The organism is Duganella fentianensis (assembly GCF_964031615.1).
GTDB classification, from domain to species: Bacteria; Pseudomonadota; Gammaproteobacteria; order Burkholderiales; family Burkholderiaceae_D; genus Rugamonas; species Rugamonas fentianensis_A.
In genome coordinates this window covers 106,748-126,520 of sequence record NZ_CAXIQN010000014.1, presented here as the reverse complement: position 1 = coordinate 126,520, position 19,773 = coordinate 106,748, and the positions used below count along the sequence as shown (strand labels likewise).

General features: G+C 62.5%; 15 protein-coding genes. 9 read left to right on the top strand and 6 right to left on the bottom strand.

What is annotated here, in order from left to right; genetic code table 11:
* Positions 1–31 precede the first annotated feature (31 nt).
* Entirely contained in the window at positions 32–1,852 is a 1,821-nt protein-coding gene (locus ABNT42_RS10290; protein ID WP_348696671.1) for a DUF4153 domain-containing protein, read from the top strand.
* Here the strand turns inward: ABNT42_RS10290 and ABNT42_RS10285 are convergent.
* Positions 1,849–2,820 (bottom strand): membrane dipeptidase, encoded by a 972-nt coding sequence (locus ABNT42_RS10285; RefSeq protein WP_348696669.1) that lies wholly within the window; start codon positions 2,818–2,820, stop codon positions 1,849–1,851. The genes ABNT42_RS10290 and ABNT42_RS10285 overlap by 4 nt on opposite strands.
* 161 nt (positions 2,821–2,981) lie before the next feature.
* On the opposite strand from ABNT42_RS10285, the gene ABNT42_RS10280 reads away from it, so the two are divergent.
* Complete coding sequence (locus ABNT42_RS10280; protein ID WP_348696667.1) at positions 2,982–4,241, top strand: DEAD/DEAH box helicase; 1,260 nt, start codon at positions 2,982–2,984, stop codon at positions 4,239–4,241.
* On the opposite strand, the gene ABNT42_RS10275 is transcribed toward ABNT42_RS10280, so the two are convergent.
* Positions 4,238–4,591 carry a translation initiation factor Sui1 gene (locus ABNT42_RS10275; RefSeq protein WP_348696665.1) on the bottom strand — a complete coding sequence of 118 codons (354 nt, stop codon included), beginning with the start codon at positions 4,589–4,591 and terminating at the stop codon, positions 4,238–4,240. The two genes, ABNT42_RS10280 and ABNT42_RS10275, sit on opposite strands and share 4 nt — an antisense overlap.
* 129 nt (positions 4,592–4,720) lie before the next feature.
* On the opposite strand from ABNT42_RS10275, the gene ABNT42_RS10270 reads away from it, so the two are divergent.
* The 3 genes from ABNT42_RS10270 to ABNT42_RS10260 all read left to right on the top strand — a co-directional run bounded on the left by ABNT42_RS10270 (position 4,721) and on the right by ABNT42_RS10260 (position 8,430).
* Entirely contained in the window at positions 4,721–7,579 is a 2,859-nt protein-coding gene (locus ABNT42_RS10270) for an insulinase family protein (protein ID WP_348696663.1), read from the top strand.
* A 58-nt stretch (positions 7,580–7,637) separates the two neighbouring features.
* Positions 7,638–7,838: a hypothetical protein gene (locus ABNT42_RS10265; RefSeq protein ID WP_155435041.1), complete on the top strand. Its 201-nt coding sequence runs from the start codon at positions 7,638–7,640 to the stop codon at positions 7,836–7,838.
* A 64-nt stretch (positions 7,839–7,902) separates the two neighbouring features.
* Positions 7,903–8,430 carry an SRPBCC family protein gene (locus tag ABNT42_RS10260; protein WP_348696661.1) on the top strand — a complete coding sequence of 176 codons (528 nt, stop codon included), beginning with the start codon at positions 7,903–7,905 and terminating at the stop codon, positions 8,428–8,430.
* A 21-nt stretch (positions 8,431–8,451) separates the two neighbouring features.
* On the opposite strand, the gene ABNT42_RS10255 is transcribed toward ABNT42_RS10260, so the two are convergent.
* Positions 8,452–9,480 (bottom strand): AraC family transcriptional regulator ligand-binding domain-containing protein, encoded by a 1,029-nt coding sequence (locus tag ABNT42_RS10255; protein ID WP_348696659.1) that lies wholly within the window; start codon positions 9,478–9,480, stop codon positions 8,452–8,454.
* A 122-nt stretch (positions 9,481–9,602) separates the two neighbouring features.
* Here ABNT42_RS10255 and ABNT42_RS10250 point away from each other — a divergent pair, with 122 nt between their 5' ends.
* The 3 genes from ABNT42_RS10250 to ABNT42_RS10240 are packed head-to-tail and all read left to right on the top strand — an operon-like array spanning position 9,603 to position 14,440.
* On the top strand, positions 9,603–11,207 hold the full coding sequence (locus ABNT42_RS10250) for an FAD-binding oxidoreductase (RefSeq protein ID WP_348696657.1): 1,605 nt from the start codon (positions 9,603–9,605) through the stop codon (positions 11,205–11,207).
* Entirely contained in the window at positions 11,204–12,835 is a 1,632-nt protein-coding gene (locus ABNT42_RS10245) for a glycerol-3-phosphate dehydrogenase/oxidase (protein WP_348696656.1), read from the top strand. Before ABNT42_RS10250 ends, ABNT42_RS10245 begins: the two co-directional genes overlap by 4 nt.
* Before the next feature lie 42 nt (positions 12,836–12,877).
* A complete protein-coding gene (locus ABNT42_RS10240; RefSeq protein ID WP_348696654.1) occupies positions 12,878–14,440 on the top strand; it encodes an FGGY-family carbohydrate kinase in 1,563 nt (520 codons plus the stop codon).
* A gap of 3 nt (positions 14,441–14,443) precedes the next feature.
* Here ABNT42_RS10240 and ABNT42_RS10235 read toward each other — a convergent pair whose 3' ends face one another.
* The 3 genes from ABNT42_RS10235 to ABNT42_RS10225 form a co-directional block, all read right to left on the bottom strand.
* A complete protein-coding gene (locus ABNT42_RS10235) occupies positions 14,444–15,811 on the bottom strand; it encodes a diguanylate cyclase (RefSeq protein ID WP_348696652.1) in 1,368 nt (455 codons plus the stop codon).
* Between the two features lie 182 nt (positions 15,812–15,993).
* Positions 15,994–17,187 carry a PLP-dependent aminotransferase family protein gene (locus ABNT42_RS10230; RefSeq protein ID WP_348696650.1) on the bottom strand — a complete coding sequence of 398 codons (1,194 nt, stop codon included), beginning with the start codon at positions 17,185–17,187 and terminating at the stop codon, positions 15,994–15,996.
* Positions 17,188–17,288: 101 nt separating this feature from the next.
* Positions 17,289–17,750, bottom strand: coding sequence for a RidA family protein (locus tag ABNT42_RS10225; RefSeq protein WP_155435048.1), 462 nt, complete (start codon positions 17,748–17,750; stop codon positions 17,289–17,291).
* A 305-nt stretch (positions 17,751–18,055) separates the two neighbouring features.
* Between ABNT42_RS10225 and ABNT42_RS10220 the strand changes: the two genes are divergently transcribed.
* Positions 18,056–19,705 carry a PLP-dependent aminotransferase family protein gene (locus ABNT42_RS10220; RefSeq protein WP_348696648.1) on the top strand — a complete coding sequence of 550 codons (1,650 nt, stop codon included), beginning with the start codon at positions 18,056–18,058 and terminating at the stop codon, positions 19,703–19,705.
* Positions 19,706–19,773: the final 68 nt, after the last annotated feature.

The following is a 19,773-nucleotide window of genomic DNA, read 5'->3' as shown; positions in this document are numbered from 1 at the left end:
CTGCGAGCTATCGCGATCAGGAAGGATGAGCATGGAGCAGGATGAATTGCTGCCCGCTGCGCAGGTGAGTCAGCGGGTCATGGGCTGGCGGCTGCTGACCGGGCTGTTACAGGGCGCGCTGCTGTACTGGATCTACCGTTCGGCCCAGCAGGGCGGCTGGCTGGCCAGCACACCGGCCGTGATGGCGCCGCTGCTGATGGCCGGGCTGCTGCTGCCGGCCATGCTGATTTCGGCCATGGGCCATATGGCGCCGAAAAAGCTGGCGCTGTGGATGCTGGTCGCGGCCGGCGTGGTACTGGCGATGGCGCTGCACGCGGTGCAGCGCAATGTGGAACTGCAGCTGGCGCCGGGGCAGGGCGGAATTCTGGCATGGCGGGTGCTGGCCGGCCCCGTGCTGCCGTGCGGCGCCGTGTTCCTGTTCATTGCCCATACGCTGGTGCTGGCCGGTGCGCTCGATCAGCGCCGCATTGCCAGCTACGACCGCTATTTCGATCTGTCGTGGAAGCTGGTGGTACAGCTGCTGTTTTCCGCCGTCTTCGTCGGGGCGCTGTGGCTGGTGCTGCTGATGGGCAGCGGCCTGTTCGCCATGCTCAAGCTGGACTTCTTCAAGAAAATGCTGACCGAGGCGTGGTTCAACGTGCCCGTCATCTGCTTCGCATGGTCGTGCGCCATGCATCTGACGGACGTGCGGCCGGCCATCGTGCACGGCATCCGCAGCCTGCTGCTGATGCTGCTGTCATGGCTGCTGCTGGTGGCGGCCGTCATCATCACCGGCTTCCTGTGCACCTTGCCGTTCACGGGGCTGGCCGCCTTGTGGAGCACGGGCCACGCCACTGCCTTGCTGCTGGCTGCCGATGCCGTGCTGATCGTGCTGATCAACGCTGCCTTCCAGAACGGCCATGTCAAAGCGGCGCTGGCGGTACGCGTGAGTGCGCGCGTGGCCGCGCTGCTGATCCTGCCGCTGACAGCCATTGCAGTGTATGCGCTGGGCTTGCGCGTGCATGATTATGGCTGGACGGTGGACCGGGTGATTGCTGCCGCCGCGCTGGTGGTGGCCAGCTGCTATGCCTTCGGCTATGCATGGGCGGCGCAGCGTTATGAAACCTGGCTGGTGCCGATAGCCATCGTCAATGTGGCCACCGCGCTGGTGCTGCTGGCGGTGCTGATGGCGCTGCTCACGCCCTTGGCCGATCCGGCCCGGCTGTCGGTGAATAACCAGATGGCGCGGCTGGCTAAAGGACGCACCAAGCCGGCCCTGTTCGATTTCCACTATCTGCGCTTCCAGGGGCAGCGCTATGGTCAGCAGGCGCTGGAGCAGCTGGCGCAGCAAAATAGCGGGCCGGAGGCGGCCTGGATACGCGAGCAGGCCGCTAAAGCGCTGAAGGAAGTCCAGCCATGGACGCCACTCAAGGCCGGACTGGGGACGCCGCTGGCCGTGCGCGACAACCTGACGATCTGGCCGCAGGGGGCCAGCCTGCCGGAGAGTTTTGCCAGCCAGCGCTGGCAGGGTAGCGCGGGGCCTGTGCCAGCCTGCCTGACCACGGCAGGGCAGAAGTGCGATGCGCTGCTGCTCGATACAGATGGCGATGGCCAGCCGGAAGTGCTGCTGTTTAGCGGTGCCGGCTATCCGGGGCCGGCGCTGTACCGGCGCGAAACTGACGGGCAGTGGGCCTTGCAGGGGCGGCTGGCGCTAGGAGGCAGTTCCTGCCCTGCGCTGGTGGAACGGCTCAAACTGGGCCAGTTCCAGCTAGTGGCGCCCACCATCAAGGCTCTGCAAGTGGGCGGGCAGGTGTTGCAGTTCCAGAGCGCCTTCGACCAGGATGACTGCAAAGAGCTGACACCAGCACCTTAGCGAGCCACGCTCCAGACCTGCTGGGCCACGCGCATCATGTTACGGCCCAGTACCAGCTCCGCTTCGTTGTCGTTCAGGCCCACTTTGCGCAGGGCGGCGGGAAGCTGGCGCCATACTTCCGGTGGCGTGAATGTGGGCGCGCGGTCGGCGCTGTAGCCGGCCGAGGCGGGCCACCAGTAGGATGGATCGAACGCGCCCGGTGGTGTGTCATCCAGTTCCGGCTGGGTAAAGCAGATATCGAGGCCGATGCCGGCGTGCGATACGCCCACCAGATCGGCCACATAGGCCACATGGCGCGCCACATCGTCGGCAGTGGGATGTTCCTGACCGAGGAACCACGACAGACCGGATACGCAGACCACGCCACCCGTGGCGGCACAGGCGCGGATCTGCTCATCGGTGATGTTGCGGCCGTGCGGCACCAGCGTGTAAGGGTTGGCATGGCTGAAGATGACCGGCTGCGACGAAGCCGACATGATATCGAGGCTGCACAGCCGCCCCGTGTGCGAGCAATCCATCAGGATGCCCGCATCATTGACGGCAGCCACCATGCTATGGCCGAGCGGCGTGAGGCCGCGCGGCAGGTCGTGGCAGCCATCGGCCACGCTGTTGTTGCGGTTATAGGCGAAGTGTATCTGGCGCACGCCTAGCTGGGCGTACAGCGGAATCATTTCCGGCTGTTCCAGCAGTGGTAGCGCGCCTTCCAGATCGAAGCTGATGGCGATGCGGCCGTCGGCCGCTGCCTGAATGATGTCGTCGACGCTAGCAACCAGCGCATAGCGGTCGGGATTGGCGGCGATGGTGGCGCGGTAGCCGGCGATGACGGACATGATCTGCGTGACCGGATTCATGTCGGCGCCTACGTTGAGCGAAACGTAATTGACACCGGCAGCGTGCAGGCGTTGCACCGGGGTGAAATCGGCCTGCGGGTGCTGTGGCAGGCAGGCGTGGGCGTCCCAGTTGATCATATTCTTGCGCTCAGTGGAAAACCCTATGTTCCCACGAATGCGGGGCAAGGGCAAATCGCGCTGCAGTGGTGGTGACTACATGCTTTATACTTGCGCAGTATTCACCGGATTGCTTGTTTTTTTGATCATTCACCATATTCACTAAGTTCACTAAGGCCGACATGTCTTTCTCCTCTCTGGGCCTGGTTCCCCCGCTGGTCAACGCCGTGACTGAAATCGGCTATGCAGTGCCGACCGCGATCCAGCGCGCTGCCATTCCCGTCATCCTGCGCGGTGGCGATGTGCTGGGCGCCGCGCAGACCGGTTCCGGCAAGACGGCCGCCTTTGCGCTGCCGCTGCTGCAGTCGCTGCTGGATAACCGCAGCGGGGCACGCCAGCTGCACGGGCTGGTGCTGGTGCCAACCCGCGAGCTGGCGGTACAGGTGGGCGAATCGATCCGCAAGCTGGTGGCACATCTGCCCATGCAGATCAAGGTAGCCATCGTATTTGGCGGGGTCTCCATCAACCCGCAGATGATGGCTTTGCGCGGCGGTGCCGATATCGTGGTGGCCACGCCCGGCCGCCTGCTCGATCTGATCGATCACAATGCCCTGAAAATTGGCCGCACTGCCATGTTCGTGCTGGACGAGGCGGATCGCTTGCTGGATCTGGGCTTCAGCGAAGAGTTGAACCGCATCCTCTCGCTGTTGCCGCCGCAGCGCCAGAACCTGTTCTTCTCGGCTACCTTCCCGCCGCTGGTGCAGGCACTGGCCGAGCGCATGCTGCATCAGCCGGAACGGGTGGAAGTGCTGTCCGAGCCGGTCAGCAAACCCGATATCGTGCAGCGTGCCATCATGGTCGATGTGCCGCGCCGTACTATGCTGCTCAAGCATCTGATCAAGGAAAACCAGTGGAGCCGCGTGCTGGTGTTCGTTGCCACTAAATATGCAGCCGAACATGTGGCCGATAAGCTCAATCGTAATGGCATCCGCGCTGCCGCCTTCCATGGCGAATTCAGTCAGGGCGCGCGCACCGAAGTGCTGGCTGATTTCAAGGCCTGCCGCCTGCAGGTGATGGTGGCGACGGACGTGGCGGCACGCGGCATCGATATTGCCCGTCTGCCTGCCGTGGTGAATTACGATCTGCCCCGTTCGGCGGTGGACTATACCCACCGCATCGGCCGCACGGGACGTGCCGGTGAAAGCGGTGTGGCCATCAGTTTTGTCAGCGCCGAGACGGAACAGCATATGCGGCTGATCGAGAAACGGCAGGAAATCCGTCTGGAGCGGGAACAGGTGCGCGGGTTCGAGCCGGAAGAGACGCTGCCGCCGCCAGCCGCCAATTCGGTGACGGATACCGTCAATGGTGGTATCAAGGGCAAGCGCAAGAGCAAGAAGGACAAGCTGCGCGAAGCGGCAGCGCTGGCGGCTGGATCTGCCTAGCCGCCCACGCGTTTGGGCTGATAGCCCTGTTTCTGCAGCGCTGCCATCACTTTGTCGCAGTGGTCGCCCTGAATCTCGATCACGCCTTCCTTGACGGTGCCGCCGGAACCGCAGGCGCTGCGTAGCTGTTTGCCCAGTGTGGCCAGTGCATCTGCGTCAAGTGCCATGCCTTTGACCAGTGTCACGGTCTTGCCACCACGGCCTTTGCTTTCGCGTGAGACTTTGATATTGCCATCGCCTAAAGGGTGGGCTTTGCTGGCAGCCTTGCAGCGGCATGCGGCGACTGGCTGGCTGCAGGCGGGACATACACGTCCCGTTTCGGTGGAGTAGACAAGGCGCGAATTGTTCATGGCGGAATTCTAGCAGAAGCCCTGTTGTGATCCGGTGTAAGGCTTTCCCTTACCTGCTGCGATGATTTCCTCCCAAGCGAGGCGTTTCAGTGTAAGGTAGGCCTTTCGTTTTTTCCGGATGCGTCAGGTATGAAGTCAGGTCTGCCAGTAGCTTTCCTCCGTCGCGCGGTGCTGGCCGCGCTGTTTTCCGCAAGCTCGCTGGCGCTGGCCGCCACGGCTGCCGTCGCCCCGCCTGCCGCTGCCGCATTCAAGCTATCCGATGCCATCCCCGTTGGCCCGCAAGTCATACTGGGCAAACTGCCCAATGGCCTGACCTACTACATCCAGAAAAACGCCAGACCGGAAAAGCGGCTGGAGTTGCGGCTGGTGGTCAAAGCGGGTTCGATGCAGGAAGACGATGACCAGCAAGGGCTGGCGCACTTCCTCGAACACATGGCCTTTAATGGCTCGACCCATTTCAAGCGTAACGAACTGGTGTCCTACCTGCAGTCGGTGGGGGTGAAGTTCGGCGCTGATCTGAACGCCTCCACCAGCTTCAATGAGACCATCTACATTCTGCCGCTGCCGACCGACAAGCCGGAAGTGGTGGCGCAGGGCTTTCAGGTACTGGAAGACTGGGCGCATGGCCTGTCGCTCAACGATGCCGATATCGACAGCGAGCGTGGCATCGTGCTGGAAGAACTGCGCATCGGTAAAGGTGTCGATGATCGCGTCAACAAGGTGCTGCTGCCCAAGCTGTTCAACGGCTCGCAATACGCGCGCCGTCTGCCCATCGGGCAGGAAGCCGTGCTGAAGAACTTCAAATATGAGGCGATCCGGCGTTTCTATCGCGACTGGTACCGGCCGGACCTGATGGCGGTGGTGGTGGTAGGCGATATCGAACCGGCACGCGCGCGTGCGCTGATCGAGCAGCATTTTGGCGGGCTGAAAAATCCACACCATGCACGGCCGCACCAGTACGCGAAAATCCCGGCCCGCACCAAGCCGGAAGAAGTGGTGTACACGGATAAGGAAATCGCCAACAATTCCGTGTTCATCCGCTATCCCGTCACGCCGGCGCCGCAAGGGCGTACGGTGGGGGACTATCGCAACAAGCTGCTGGAAAACATGGTGGCGACGCTGCTGAATATGCGGCTGTATGAATTGAGCCAGCAGGCCAAGCCGCCGTATCTGCAGGCTGGCGCAGGCATGAACGCGATCGTGCATGGCTACCGTTCGTTCAGTGCCGGTGCCTTGCTGGGCAAAGATGGGGTGGCGCCAGCGATACAGGCTTTGCTGCAGGAGAGTCAGCGCGCCCGCCAGTTCGGCTTTAGCGAGGCGGAACTGGAACGTGCCAAGAAAGGCATGCTGCGCAATTACGAACGTATGTATAACGAGCGCGAGAAGTCCGATTCGGCCAATTACGCGGCTGAACTGATCCGCAATTTCCTCGAACAGGAAACCATCCCCGGCATCGAAGCGGAGTACCGCTATGCACAGGCGCTGATACCGGAAATGACGCTGGCTGAACTGAATGCGGCGGCACGCGCCCAGTTACCGGACGGCGGCAGCAAGCTGATGGTGTACACCGGTAGCGCCGGTGCCGGCAGCACGGCGCCGCAGGCGGGCGAGATGCTGGCGCTGGCCAGTGCGGCGGAGCAGCGCGGCGTGGTGGCGCAGCACGAGAAGGCGGTGGCGCGCCAGCTGATGACGCAGCCGCCCCAAGCGGGCAGCATCGTCAGCGAAAGCCGCGACGAGGTGCTGGGGCTGACCCGGCTGGTGCTCAGTAATGGTGTCAAGGTGGTACTCAAGCCGACCGATTTCAACAACGATCAGGTGATACTGACGGGTTTGCGTTTTGGCGGCTGGTCGCTATTCGGTGACGAGGACCTGTTCAGTGCGCGCTATGCCAGCAGCATTGTGAATCAGATGGGGGTGCAGGATTTCACACCGGCCGATATCGTCAAGGTACTGGCAGGGAAAAGTGCGGGTGCAGCTGCCAGCCTCGCCGGTGTCAATGAAACAGTCAGTGGTGCCTCCGGCCGTGCCGACATCGAAAGCATGCTGCAGCTGGTGCATCTGAATATGACGGCGCCGCGCAGCGATAGCGCCATCTTCCAGTCCTTTGTGGAACGCCAGCGCGAACTGGCGCGGAATAATCTGGCGCGGCCGGAAGCGCTGCTAGAGGATGCCATGGCGGCCGCGCTGTACCCGCAGCAGCCGCGCGTGCCACGGGCACCCAAGCCGGCCGATTTCGATCAGTTAAAACTGGATAAGGTGCTGGAGCTGTACCGCAGTCGCCTGTCCAGCGCGCGTGACTTCAGTTTCTTCATGACGGGTAGTTTCGAGGTGGAGCAGGTCAAGCCTCTGTTGGCGACCTATCTGGCCAGTCTGCCGGTGGCCGAGCTGGCCACCGCTTTCCGTGACGACGGCGTGCGGCCCGTGCGGGGCGTGGTCAAGCGCGAGGTGTATGCGGGCAGCGAGCCGAAAAGCACGGTGACGCTGACGTTCACGGGCGAGGCGCAGTTTTCACCGCGCGAGCGTATGCGGCTGCAGGGGCTGATCGAAGTCTTGAACATCAAGCTGATCGAAGTGCTGCGCGAAAAAATGGGCGTGATGTATAGCGGTGGCTTGCGCGGCAATATGGAGCGGCTGCCGTATCCCCATTACACGGTGACGGCCACCTTGCCCTGTGCGCCGGAGAATGTGGACAAAGTACTGGCCGCCGTGTTTGCCGAAATCGCCAACATTGCCGAGCATGGAGCTGAACCGGCCGATCTGCACAAGGTCAAAGCGGCGTGGCTGAAGAACTATCGCAAGAATCTGCGCGAGAATGGCTACTGGCAGAGTGTGCTGATGAATGCCTATTTCAATCAGAGCGATCCGGCCGATGTACTGAGCTATCCGCAGCGGGTGGAAGCGTTGACGGCGGAGGATCTGAAAGATAGTGCGCGCACCTATCTGAATCGGGAAAATTATGTGCAGGTGGTGCTGTATCCGCAGAAGTAGGGCTGCTGCCGCTGGCCTGTTACACTGACGCTTATTGATAGCGTAACGGAGGTAGAAGATGGCAAAGAAGAAGGAAGAACTGGATCCGGAAACGCTGGAACTGATTCAATGGTGTATCGAGGTTGAAGGTTTTCTGGTGAAGGGCGGCGCCACGCAGGCGCAGGCGCAGGAGCATATCGAGGAGCAGGTGGAGTGGTTCACTGATCTGTTCTACGATGGTCTGTCACCGGAAGAAGCGGCCAAGGAAGCGCTGGCCTGAGTAGCCGGGTTCTTGAGTGTAGCGGGCGCTGGTGCGCCCCTTATTTCCGTAGGAGGTAGGGACAATGCTGAAGAAGATAGGTCTAGGTGTCGTGCTGCTGATCGCCATCATACTGGGCATGGCGACTGTGCAGCCAACTACATTCCGCGTGCAGCGCCAGATCGATATCAAGGCGCCGGCCGAACGTATCCAGCCGCTGATTAGCGACTTCCACCACTGGACCCAGTGGTCGCCATGGGAAAAGCTCGATCCCGCCATGAAGCGTACCTATAGCGGCGCAACGGAAGATCTGGGCGCCGTGTATGCATGGGAAGGCGATGATAAAGTAGGCGCCGGCCGGATGGAGATTACCGGCCTGAAAGCGCCGGAACTGGTGCAGATCAAGCTGGATTTCATCAAGCCGTTTGCCTCCGCCTGCCAGACTGATTTTGCGCTGGCCAGCAAAGGCGAAATGACTACCGTGGTGTGGACCATGACGGGGCCGGCCGACTTTACCACCCGCCTGATGGGCCTATTTGTCAGCATGGACAAGATGATAGGCAAGGACTTCGAGGCCGGTCTTGCCAACCTCAAGGAAGTGGCGGAAAAATAGCCGCCGAAGTGGACGGGCGGCTTACTGCTGTTCCAGCCGGTAGGCGCCCGGATTCACGCCAGCCCATTCGCGGAAGGCGTGGTTGAAGGCACTCTGCTCCTGATAGCCGAGCAGGAAAGCGATATCCACCAGACTCAGTTCGGGCCGGCGCAGGTAGTCGCGCGCCAGTGCAAAGCGGGCCTGATCGAGCACCTGCTGGAACGAGGCGCCCGCTTCGCTCAGTTTGCGCTGCAGGGTGCGTGGCGATAGTGCCAGTTCATCGGCAATGGTGGCCAGCCTCACCTGACCATGTGCCAGATTGCGCACGATGGCCGCATGCACCTGCCCGCCGATGTCCGGCGGCTGGGCTGCGCGCTGACGCAGCAGCTGTTCGGCGTGCTGCTGCAGCACGGGGTAGAGGCTCACATCGGCATTCGGCACCGGCCAGCCCAGCATGGCCGCATCGAAGCTGGCACAATTTTCTGCCGCGTTAAAGACCGGCATGGCGCCCAGTACCCGCACATATTCCTCGCGCAGTTGTGGCGGCCCGCCCGCGTGGGTCAGGCGCAGCTGCGCGGCGGGCAGGGCGGTGCCGGCCAGCCAGTTACCGAACACCCGTATGCCGGCAAACACACTGTCGGCCAGATGGCGCTGGGTGGCCGGATAATTGCTGTGCCAGTGGTAGTTAGCCACGCCATCCTGCACCGTGATGGCCGAACGCCCCAGATCATGGGCCAGCTGCTCGTAGCGCATGGTCTGTTCCAGCGCCATGCCGAAATCGCGACAGCTCAGGAGTATCAGACCATATACGCTGTAGGTGCCCAGCTTGACGCATTCGCCCACGTGCAGGCCGAAATGTTCATCCTGCGCCAGTTGCGCGCCCAGTTCCAGCAACTGCACGTACAGGCTGGCGGGCAGGCTGTCCGGTAGCGGCGCCAGCGCGCCTGCGGCCAGACCGGCCGCCTGTTCCAGCGCAGCCGCCGTCACGCCGCGGGCCGCAGCGGCGTCGAGCAGAGGTTGCAGATAGGAGCCCGCCACGCGCCGGGCGTGCTCAGGGTGCGGGCTTGGCATAATCGAACAAGATGGTTGTCATGAAAGCGCAATACCGGTGTTCCAGCTTCTTTTATTCTCGTGTCATTCAAACTAGGCGCGCCCCAGTATAGCAAGCGCGCCGCTACGCTGACAGGAAAACGATGAGACGCTGGAACGGTTGGGGAGACGAAGCAGTAGAGTTTGCGCTGCATGATGAGGCGCTGGCATTTCTGGCGCAGCGCATAGGGGCCGGTACGGCGGTGCCGGATGCTACGCTGGAGCAGGCTTGCGCCAGCATTCCGGCGAGCCGGCTGCCGGCAGATGCCAGCGTCGCCAGCCTGATACAGACCGACGCGGAAGTCCGCTTGCGTAATGCGCTGGGGCAGAGTCTGCCGGACTGGCTGCGCCTGCGCTATGGCGTGATCGAGACGGCACCCGATGGTGTGGCCTATCCGGAAAGCAGTGAAGACGTCCGCATGCTGCTGGCGTATGCGCAGCGCCACAACGTGGCGCTGATACCACAAGGCGGCGGCACTAGTGTGGTGGGCCATCTGACGGCACCAGCCGGTGCCCAGCCGGTGCTGACGGTGAATCTGAGCCGGCTACGCCAGATGCATTATCTGGATACGGAAGCCCAGCTGGCGACTTTCGGTGCCGGCGTGCTGGGGCCGGATCTGGAAGCACAGCTGCGTGCGCGCGGCTACACGCTGGGCCACTTCCCCCAGTCCTTTGAATATTCCTCGCTGGGCGGCTGGGTGGTCACCCGTTCGTCCGGCCAGCAGTCGCTGCGTTATGGCCGCATCGAGCAGCTGTTCCGTGGCGGCGTGGTCGAGACCCCGGCCGGGACGCTGCGAATACAGACTTTCCCAGCCTCGGCGGCCGGTACCGATCTGCGTGAACTGGTACTGGGTTCGGAAGGCCGCATGGGCGTGCTGACGGAAGCCACGGTGCGGGTCACGCCATTGCCGCAATACGAAGCCTTCCATGCCGTATTCCTGCCGGACTGGCAGAGCGCCGAAACGGCTGTGCGTCTGCTGGCGCAGGCGGGGCTGGCGCTGTCCATGCTGCGGCTGTCGAATCCGCTGGAGACCACCACCATGCTGGCGCTGGCCGGTCACAAGCGCCTGATCGGTATGCTGGAAAGCTATCTGGCGCTGCGTGGCTGCAAACAGCAGAAGTGCATGCTGATGCTGGGTGTGAGCGGGCAAAAGCGTGCAGCCAGGGCGGCGCTGCGGGCGGCGCTGGAAATCACTGCGCCGCTGGGCGGCGTGCATATCGGCCGTGCCATGGGCGATAAGTGGAAGCAGAACCGCTTCCGCAATGTGTATCTGCGTAACGCCGCATGGCAGCACGGCTATGCCATCGATACGGTGGAGACGGCGGTAGATTGGACTCGCGTGGGCAGCATGATGCAGACGGTGGAAGCGGCAGCCACGGCGGCGCTGGCGCAGTATGGCGAAAAAGTGCATACCTACACCCATCTGTCGCATCTGTACGCGCAGGGCGCCAGCGTGTACACCACGTTTGTGTTCCGGCTGGCTGGCAATTACGCACAGGATCTGGCGCGCTGGCGCACGCTCAAACATGCGGTCAGCTCGGCCATTGTGGCGCAGGGCGGCACCATCAGTCATCAGCACGGTGTGGGCACTGACCATGCGCCGTATCTGGCAGCGGAGAAGGGCGAGCTGGGGCTATCAGCCATGCAGGCGTTGTTCAGCCACTTCGATCCTCAGCAGATCATGAACCCCGGAAAGCTGCTGCCATGAGCGCCGTGTGGCGCAAAGGGGGGCGGGCGGCGCTGCCTGCCTTGCTGGCGCAGCAGTGGGATGTGATAGTGATCGGTGGCGGCATTACCGGTGCCGGCATTCTGCTGGAAGCGGCGCGGCGCGGTCTGAAAGCGCTGCTGCTGGAGCAGCGCGATTTCGCCTGGGGCACCTCCAGCCGTTCCTCCAAGCTGGTGCACGGTGGCTTGCGCTACCTGAAGGAAGGCCAGATCGGCCTGACGCGCGAATCCGTGCATGAGCGCGAACATCTGCTGCAGCAGGCGGCCGGACTGGTGGAGCCGCAGAGTTTCGCCTTCGGCCACTATGCAGGACGCAAGCCGGGCAAGCTGATGTTCCTGCTCGGGCTAGCCATGTATGACCGGCTGGCCGGCCAGCGCAGCCGCCATTATTACGAGCGCGCGGAGTTCGCTGCGCTGGCGCCGAATGTGTCAACCCAAGGCCTGCTAGGCGGCATGGTCTACACCGATGCCAAGACGGATGATGCGCGGCTGGTGCTGCGTGTGCTGCAGGAAGCGCAGGCGCATGGTGGTGTGGCGCTCAATTATATGGTGGTGCAGGGCCTGCTGCGCGATGACGCGCAGGTGACTGGCGTGCAGGTGCGCGACATGCACAGTGATGCCGCGCATGCGGCAGCGTATGCCGTGCGGGCCCGCGTAGTGATCAGCGCGACCGGCGCATGGGCTGATGGCCTGCGCCTGCAGGCAGGCGACGCTACGGCGCATGCCGCTGCCAGCGGGACTGCGCTCAAGCCCAGGCTGCGCCCTTTGCGTGGTAGCCATCTGGTGCTGCCCGCATGGCGCTTGCCACTGGCGCAAGCCATCAGCCTGATGCATCCTTACGATGGCCGTCCCGTGTTTGCCTTCCCGTGGGAAGGCGTGACGCTGGTGGGCACTACAGACGTCGATCACAAAGACAATATGTCGCACGACGCCAGCATCACGCGCGCTGAAGTGGCATATCTGATGGCCGTGCTGCACGATCAGTTCCCGCAACTGGCACTGAGCGAACGCGATGTAATCGCCACCTATGCCGGCGTGCGGCCCGTGATCGATACGGGCAAAGCCGATCCGTCCAAGGAAGGGCGCGACCACGCGCTGTGGCTGGAACATGGCCTGCTGACCGTCACGGGCGGCAAGCTGACCACCTTCCGCGTGATTGCGCTCGATGCCTTGCGCCGTGTCGCCAGCCTGCTGCCGGACTGGCAGGCCGACCTGAGCCCGTGCCCTGTGTTTGACGCCCAGCCTGCGCCGCTGCCGCATACGCCGCAACTGCCGGCCGGTATGGCGCACAAGCTGCAGGGGCGCTATGGCGCACTGACAGCGCAGGTGCTGGCCGCCGCGCAGGACGATGAACTGGATCTGATAGGCGGCACGGAGACTTGCTGGGTGCAGCTGCGCTGGGCAGCGCGTTGCGAATCCGTGCAGCGGCTGGAAGATCTGCTGTTGCGCCGCAGCCGCATCGGCCTGCAGTTGCGGCAGGGCGGGCTGGCCATCATGCCGCGCATCCGTGCCATCTGCCAGCCCGAACTGGGCTGGAGTGATCAGCGCTGGGATGCCGAACTGGCGGCCTATGTGGCATTATGGAACAGGCACTACAGCCTGCCCGCATAAGTACGGGCTGGCATAACAACGACAAAAACGAGACAGAGCACCATGGCAGAGCAATACCTTCTTTCTATCGACAATGGCACCCAGAGCGTGCGCGCCCTGCTGTTTGATCTGCAGGGTGAACTGGTGGCGAAGTCGCAAGTGCATTTGCAGGCCTATTATTCCGAACACCCCGGCTGGGCCGAGCATGATGCTGATGGCTACTGGCGCGCAGTAGGGCAGGCCTGCCAGCAGCTGTGGCAGAACTGCAGTGTACCGCGCAGTGCCATCAAGGGCGTGGCCGTCACCACCCAGCGTGGCACGGTGGTAAATGTAGACCGTGACGGCAAGGTGCTGCGGCCCGCCATCACATGGCTGGATCAGCGCCGGGTGGGGCCGCAGCCGCCACTGAGTCTGTTGTGGCGCACTGCCTTCAAGCTCACCGGCCTGTCCGGCACCATCGAATACTTTCGCCGCGAAGCGGAGATCAACTGGATCGCCCAGTATCAGCCGGAAGTCTGGCAGCAGACCCATAAATATCTGCTGCTGTCAGGCTTCTTGAATTTCCGCCTGTGCGGCCGCCATGTCGATTCGGTCGGTTCGCAAGTGGCTTACGTGCCGTTCGATTACAAGGCTCACAAGTGGGCCGGTAAGCGCGACTGGAAATGGGAAGCGTTGAAAATCCGTCCGGAGATGCTGCCGGAACTGGTCGCGCCGGGCACCATCATCGGCGCCATTACGGCCGACGCGGCAGCATTCACCGGCATCCCCGAAGGTACGCCGCTGGTGGCGGCGGCGGCCGACAAGGCCTGCGAAGTGATCGGTGCTGGGGCGCTGGAGCCGCACATCGCCTGTCTCAGTTACGGCACCACGGCCACCATCAATACCACCAGCCGTAAATACGTGGAAGTGACGCCGCTGATTCCCCCATATCCGGCCGCAATCCCGGGGGGCTACAGCACGGAAGTGCAGATCTTCCGCGGTTACTGGATGGTGAACTGGTTCAAGGAGCAGTTTGGCCATCTGGAACAGCGCACAGGCGCCGAGCAGGGGCTGGCGCCGGAATTCATGTTCGACCAGCTGGTGAACGAAGTGCCGCCCGGTTCCATGGGTCTGATGCTGCAGCCGTACTGGAGTCCCGGCATCAAGACGCCGGGGCCGGAAGCCAAGGGAGCGATGATAGGCTTTGGCGACGTGCACACGCGCGCCCACATGTACCGCGCCATACTGGAGGGGCTGGCGTATGCCCTGCGCGAAGGTAAGGAGCGTATCGAGAAGCGTAGCGGGGTAGCGGTGACGGAGCTGCGCGTGGCCGGTGGCGGTTCGCAGAGCGATGCCGCGATGCAGCTGACGGCCGATATCTTCGGCCTACCTGCCGTGCGTGCGCATGTCTACGAAACTTCGGGGCTGGGCGCGGCCATCGCTGTGGCGGCGGGGTTGGGCCTGTATAAGGATTTCGATACGGCGACGCGCGCCATGACCCGTCCCGGCCGCGTGTTCCAGCCGATTGCTGCCAACCGGCAGATCTACGACAAGCTGTACAAGCGCGTCTACCTGCATATGTACCAGCGGCTGCAGCCGATGTACCAGCAGATTGCCGAGATTACCGGCTACCCTGAGCAGATGTAGGGCTTAGCGCATCACCAGCGCTTTGATGGCATCCATCGCGCTGCTGCTGCCGCACTGGGTGGCCTGCACCTGATTGCGGCCATGTTCCTTGGCCACGTACATGGCGCGGTCGGCTGCCACAAACAGCGATTCTATGCTGTCCAGATGGCGCGGGTGAGTCGTCGCCACACCGATGCTGACGGTCAGCCATGGCGAAGTGCTGGAGCGCGGGTGCGGGATCTGCAGGCCTTCGATACGGGCGCGGATGGCTTCGGCCATCTGCAGCGCCGTGGCGCCATCGGTTTCGGCAAACAGCAGCACGAATTCTTCGCCGCCATAGCGCGCGGCCAGATCGGTCTGGCGCAGCGCATGGGCAGCGATGGCCTGCGCCACCTGCTGCAGGCAGGCGTCGCCGGCCGGATGGCCGAGCGTATCGTTATACAGCTTGAAGTGATCGACATCGAGTACCACCAGCGAGAGCGGCAGGCCGCTGCGCATGGCGCGCTGCCATTCCTTCTCGATGAAGCTATCGAAGTGGCGCCGGTTAGCGATCTTGGTCAGCGGGTCTATCATGGCAGCCCGCTGCAGCGCGTCTTCCGACTGCTTGTGGTGGGTGATGTCGTGCAGCAGGCCGACAAACAGGGGCTGACGCAGCACCATAGGCGTCAGCGTCAGATCCATGCAGACGGAACTACCGTTGCGGTGGCGGATGATCACTTCGCGCGTGCCGTGGCTGTGCGCCGATTCCGGCTCGGCCGCATAGCGGCGGAAGTAATCGAGATATTCCTGCGCCACCATGGGGTTGAGCAGCTCGGAGATATTCCGGCCCGCCAGTTCCTGTTCCGTATAGCCCAGATAATTGACGCAGGCAGGGTTGGCAAACTGGATGCGGCCATCCGCCTCGATGATCAACAGACCTTCGGCCATGCTGTTGACGATGGCGCGCAGGCGTTCGGCCTGTTCTTCCTGGGTTTCGCTACGGCTGCGGATCTGTAACTGGGTGCGCACGCGGGCGCACACTTCGGCCATGCGCAGCGGTTTGCTGATGTAGTCCACTGCGCCGATATCGAAGCCGGCCACCACGTCTTCCGTCGCCGTCTTGGCGCTCATGAAGATCACAGGGATGCGCTGGGTGGACGCATGGCTTTTCAGCTGGCGGCAGGTTTCCAGACCATCCATGCCGGGCATGAGTATGTCGAGCAGAATCAGATCGGGATGGACGCGGCGGGCGATTTTAAGCGCACGTTCGCCGTTGTTGGCGACAAATGTCTGGTATCCCTGTTGCACCATCATAGTCCGCAAGGCGCTCAGATTCTCCGGCGCGTCGTCCACGATAAGAATCGCGGCATCACGTCGGCTAGCGTGTTGCAGAGGGTTAACTGGGGTGAACAAGGGCTGTCCTGCTAATCAATTGGGGGTACGTGCAAAATCATAACGCCAAGCTCAGCACTTATGGGACAAATAATTATGTTTTTTTCGGGAAATAAACGTTGAGCACTATGAAGACGTTTGCAAGCTGTTGTTTTTTTCTAAAAAAAGAGCGGCCGTAGCCGCTCTTATACTTGATGTCAGCCTTACAGTTTGGCCGTGATCAGTTTGCCGAGGATCTCGATACCGGCACGGATACGCTCTGGCGGCACGGTCACGAAGGACAGGCGCAGGGTATTGGTTTCCGGCTCGTTGGCGTAGAACGGCGAACCCGGTACGAACGCGACTTTCTGGGCGATGGCTTCATCCAGCAGTTTCATCGCGTCGATGTGCTTAGGCAGGGTCACCCAGATGAACATGCCGCCTTCCGGTTTGGTCCACTGCACGGCGGATGGGAAGTGCTGCGCCATGGCGTCCAGCATGACCTGGCATTGGTCGCCGTACAGGGTACGGATTTTCGGGATGTGCTGGTCGAGGAAACCGTCCTTGATCACATCGTAGACCACCATCTGGGTCAGTTGCGAAGTGTGCAGGTCGGCCGCCTGTTTGGCCAGTTCCAGACGGCGTACCAGCGGCAGCGGTGCTACCACGTAGCCCAGACGGATGCCGGGGGTCAGGACCTTGGAGAAGGAGCCCATGTAGATGACGCCATCAGGGTTCATCGCCACCATCTTCGGTGCCGGTGCGCCTTTGTAGCTCAGTGCGCCGTAAGGATCATCCTCGATCAGCGGCAGGCCCAGACGGGCGCAGGTTTCTACCAGTTCCACACGGCGTTCCACCGACAGCGAGCGGCCGGTCGGATTCTGGAAGTTAGGCAGGGCGTACAGCAGACGCGCGCCGGCGGCCACTTTATCCAGCGAGGACGGTACCAGACCGTGTTCGTCGGTCTCTACCGATTTGAATTCGGGGCGATATACCGAGAAGGCCTGCAGCGCGCCCAGATAGGACGGGGTTTCCACCAGCACGCGGCTGCCTTCGTCGATCAGCACTTTGCCCAGCAGGTCCAGCGCCTGTTGCGAACCGGAGGTCATCAGCACCTGTTCCGGCACGATTTTCACGTCATTGGTCGACAGCGAATCGGCGATCCACTGGCGCAGCGGCAGGTAGCCGTCGGTCGGGCCGTATTGCAGCGCCACTTTACCGTTTTCGCTCAGCACCTTGTCGAAGGCCGCTTTCATGGTGTCGACCGGGAAGGTCAGCGGCGAAGGCAGGCCACCAGCGAAGGAAATGATTTCCGGCTGCTGGGTGATCTTCAGAATTTCGCGGATGAAGGACGATTGCAGCTGGTCGGCGCGTTCCGAGAAGCGCCACTGGATAGTTGCAGGGTTTTCGATTTTCATACTTGTCTCACTAGAGTAAAACCGGCAGGGCCGGTGATGCTATCAGCGCGCTTGTGGCGTGCTTTCTTAATAGGAACAGCCACGGATAAGTGGCCGCCCGCTTACGCGACTTCCGCGATCAATTCGATTTCGACGCAGGCGCCCAGCGGGATTTGTGCAACGCCGAAGGCCGAACGGGCGTGTTTGCCGGCATCGCCGAACACTTCGCCCAGCAGCTCGGAGGCGCCGTTGGTGACCAGATGCTGTTCGGTGAAATCCGCCGTGGAGTTCACCAGACTCATAACTTTAACGATGCGCTTGACGCGGGTCAGGTCGCCGCCAACGGCAGCCTGCAGGGTGCCGATCAGATCGATGGCGATGGCGCGGGCCGCGGCTTTGCCTTCTGCCGTATCGATATTCTTACCCAGCTGGCCTACCCATACGCTGCCGTCTGCGCGCTTGGCGATGTGACCGGACAGGAACACCAGATTGCCCGTTTGAGCATACATAACATAGGCCGCAGCCGGGGTAGCAGGGGCAGCCAGGGTGATGTCGAGTGCTTTCAGTTTTTCGTAGACAGACATGTGAGTTCCAGATCAAAAAGTGTGGGTGGGACAGATTCAAGACCGTTATTGTACGTGTTGTAGCAGGCGCTGCCCACAATTGAGGCAAAATCAAGATAGTCTACGGTTTTCCCGCCGTTTTACCTGCATTTCTCGCCCTGCACCGCCACTGGTGGCGCTGCCAGTTGCAGAAAATGCTGCCGGCCAGTCGGGCAGGGTGGGGCGCCATCTCTCACGAACGGCTTTTACTAGACTTTATGCTACGTGACAAAGCCAGTACAGTACAAGTACACTTATAAAGTTAATTTCTGTACTGTGATGGCAAAATGACCAATACACGACAACGCCGCTCGCTGCTGGGCGATGCTGCTGCCAATGCCGCTGCTGCTGTAGCGGAAGCGCTGGCAGCCGCCGAAGCCCGCGCTGCAAAGGCCGCCATGGCTGCAAGCAGCCAGATTGCCGCCGATACGGCCAGCGTGGCCGTGCCAGCCAGTGTGGTGCGGACGCGCCGCGCGGCGCCGGCTGGCGCCTTGCTCGGTTTGCTGTCGCGCGAGTCGGGCGAAACCTTGATCGACCAGATTGTGCGCTCCGTTGCGGCCCGCATCGATGACCGCCTGCTGCGCGGCGGCGCGCGCATGCCGTCGATCCGCGCGTTCGCAGCTGCCCACGGGGTGTCGCCGTTCACGGTGGTGGCCAGCTACGACCGGCTGGTGGCGACCGGTTATCTGGAATCGCGCCGTGGTGCCGGCTTCTTCGTGCGCGAGCGGGCCGGCATGGCGGGGCACGGCGTGGCCGCTGGCCAGTCGGTGCAGCGCGGTGCAGGTCATGGCAGCGGCTTCGAAGTCAAACCTATCGATGTGGTCTGGCTGGTGCGCAATATGTTCCGCCAGATGCCCCATGCGCAGATGCCCGGCAGCGGCGTGCTGCCGTCCGACTGGCTCGATGGGGCGGCCATCTCGAATGCATTGAAGGCCGTAAGCCGGCAAAATGCCGGTGTACTCCTCAGTTATGGCGTGCCGCAAGGTTTTCTGCCCCTGCGCCAGCAGCTCCAGCACAAGCTGGCGGAACTGGAAATTGCCGCTGCGCCGGAACAGCTGGTCACCACCGCCGGTGTGACGCAGGCTCTGGATCTGGTGGCGCGCGAATTTACCCAGCCCGGCGACACGATTTTTGTCGATGATCCCGCATGGTTCCTCATGTTCGGCTCGTTTGCGGCGCTGGGCGCCAAGGTGGTGGGCATCCCCCGGCTGGCCGATGGCCCCGATATTGCCAAGCTGGCCGAACTGGCCGCGCTGCACAAGCCCAAGCTGTTCATCATTAACTCGGTGCTGCACAACCCCAGTTCTACCTCGCTCTCGGCGGCCAAGGCGTTTCAGGTGCTGCGGCTGGCCGAGGAGCATGATTTTGTCATCGTGGAAGACGATATCTACTGCGACCTGCATCCGGGCAGCGCGGTGCAGCCGGCCACGCGGCTGGCCGCGCTTGACCAGTTGCAGCGCGTGATCTATCTGGGTGGCTTCTCCAAGACCATGGCCGCCAATCTGCGCGTGGGCTTTATTGCCGCCTCGCCAGAGCGGGCCGAACGGCTGGCCGACCGCAAGATGCTGACCATGCTCACCACGAGCGACATCGGCGAGCGGGTGGTGTACAAAGTGCTGTCGGACGGCACCTTCCGCAAGCATACCGACCGTATGCGGGCCCGTCTCGACGGCCTGCGCGCCAAGACGATCCGCCAGATGGAGCGGGTAGGCCTGAAGGTGGATGTGGCGGCGCCGGCCGGCATGTTCGTCTGGGTCGATGCGGGGCGCGACACCAATGTACTGGCCGAGCGGGCCATGGCGCAGAACCTGCTGCTGGCGCCCGGCAGCCTGTTTTCGCCGGCCCAGCTACCGTCCACCCGCATGCGCCTGAACGTGGCCGCCATGCAGGACCCGCAAGTATGGCGCTTCCTCGAAAGCGAGCTGGCGCGCTCTTGAAATGGCGTAGAGCATCCCCAATTAGGGGCAACTGTTGCGCTAAACGCAACTCATAGCATAAGACTATT

Excerpts from the sequence above, each read along its gene's own strand:
- ABNT42_RS10255 (WP_348696659.1), bottom strand. The coding sequence starts at position 9,480 with ATGCCAAGCCCGCACCCTGAGCACGCCCGGCGCGTGGCGGGCTCCTAT.
- ABNT42_RS10265 (WP_155435041.1), top strand. The coding sequence starts at position 7,638 with ATGGCAAAGAAGAAGGAAGAACTGGATCCGGAAACGCTGGAACTGATT.
- ABNT42_RS10230 (WP_348696650.1), bottom strand. The coding sequence starts at position 17,187 with ATGAAAATCGAAAACCCTGCAACTATCCAGTGGCGCTTCTCGGAACGC.
- ABNT42_RS10220 (WP_348696648.1), top strand. The coding sequence starts at position 18,056 with ATGACCAATACACGACAACGCCGCTCGCTGCTGGGCGATGCTGCTGCC.
- ABNT42_RS10270 (WP_348696663.1), top strand. The coding sequence starts at position 4,721 with ATGAAGTCAGGTCTGCCAGTAGCTTTCCTCCGTCGCGCGGTGCTGGCC.
- ABNT42_RS10245 (WP_348696656.1), top strand. The coding sequence starts at position 11,204 with ATGAGCGCCGTGTGGCGCAAAGGGGGGCGGGCGGCGCTGCCTGCCTTG.
- ABNT42_RS10250 (WP_348696657.1), top strand. The coding sequence starts at position 9,603 with ATGAGACGCTGGAACGGTTGGGGAGACGAAGCAGTAGAGTTTGCGCTG.
- ABNT42_RS10225 (WP_155435048.1), bottom strand. The coding sequence starts at position 17,750 with ATGTCTGTCTACGAAAAACTGAAAGCACTCGACATCACCCTGGCTGCC.
- ABNT42_RS10290 (WP_348696671.1), top strand. The coding sequence starts at position 32 with ATGGAGCAGGATGAATTGCTGCCCGCTGCGCAGGTGAGTCAGCGGGTC.
- ABNT42_RS10240 (WP_348696654.1), top strand. The coding sequence starts at position 12,878 with ATGGCAGAGCAATACCTTCTTTCTATCGACAATGGCACCCAGAGCGTG.
- ABNT42_RS10280 (WP_348696667.1), top strand. The coding sequence starts at position 2,982 with ATGTCTTTCTCCTCTCTGGGCCTGGTTCCCCCGCTGGTCAACGCCGTG.
- ABNT42_RS10285 (WP_348696669.1), bottom strand. The coding sequence starts at position 2,820 with ATGATCAACTGGGACGCCCACGCCTGCCTGCCACAGCACCCGCAGGCC.
- ABNT42_RS10275 (WP_348696665.1), bottom strand. The coding sequence starts at position 4,591 with ATGAACAATTCGCGCCTTGTCTACTCCACCGAAACGGGACGTGTATGT.
- ABNT42_RS10260 (WP_348696661.1), top strand. The coding sequence starts at position 7,903 with ATGCTGAAGAAGATAGGTCTAGGTGTCGTGCTGCTGATCGCCATCATA.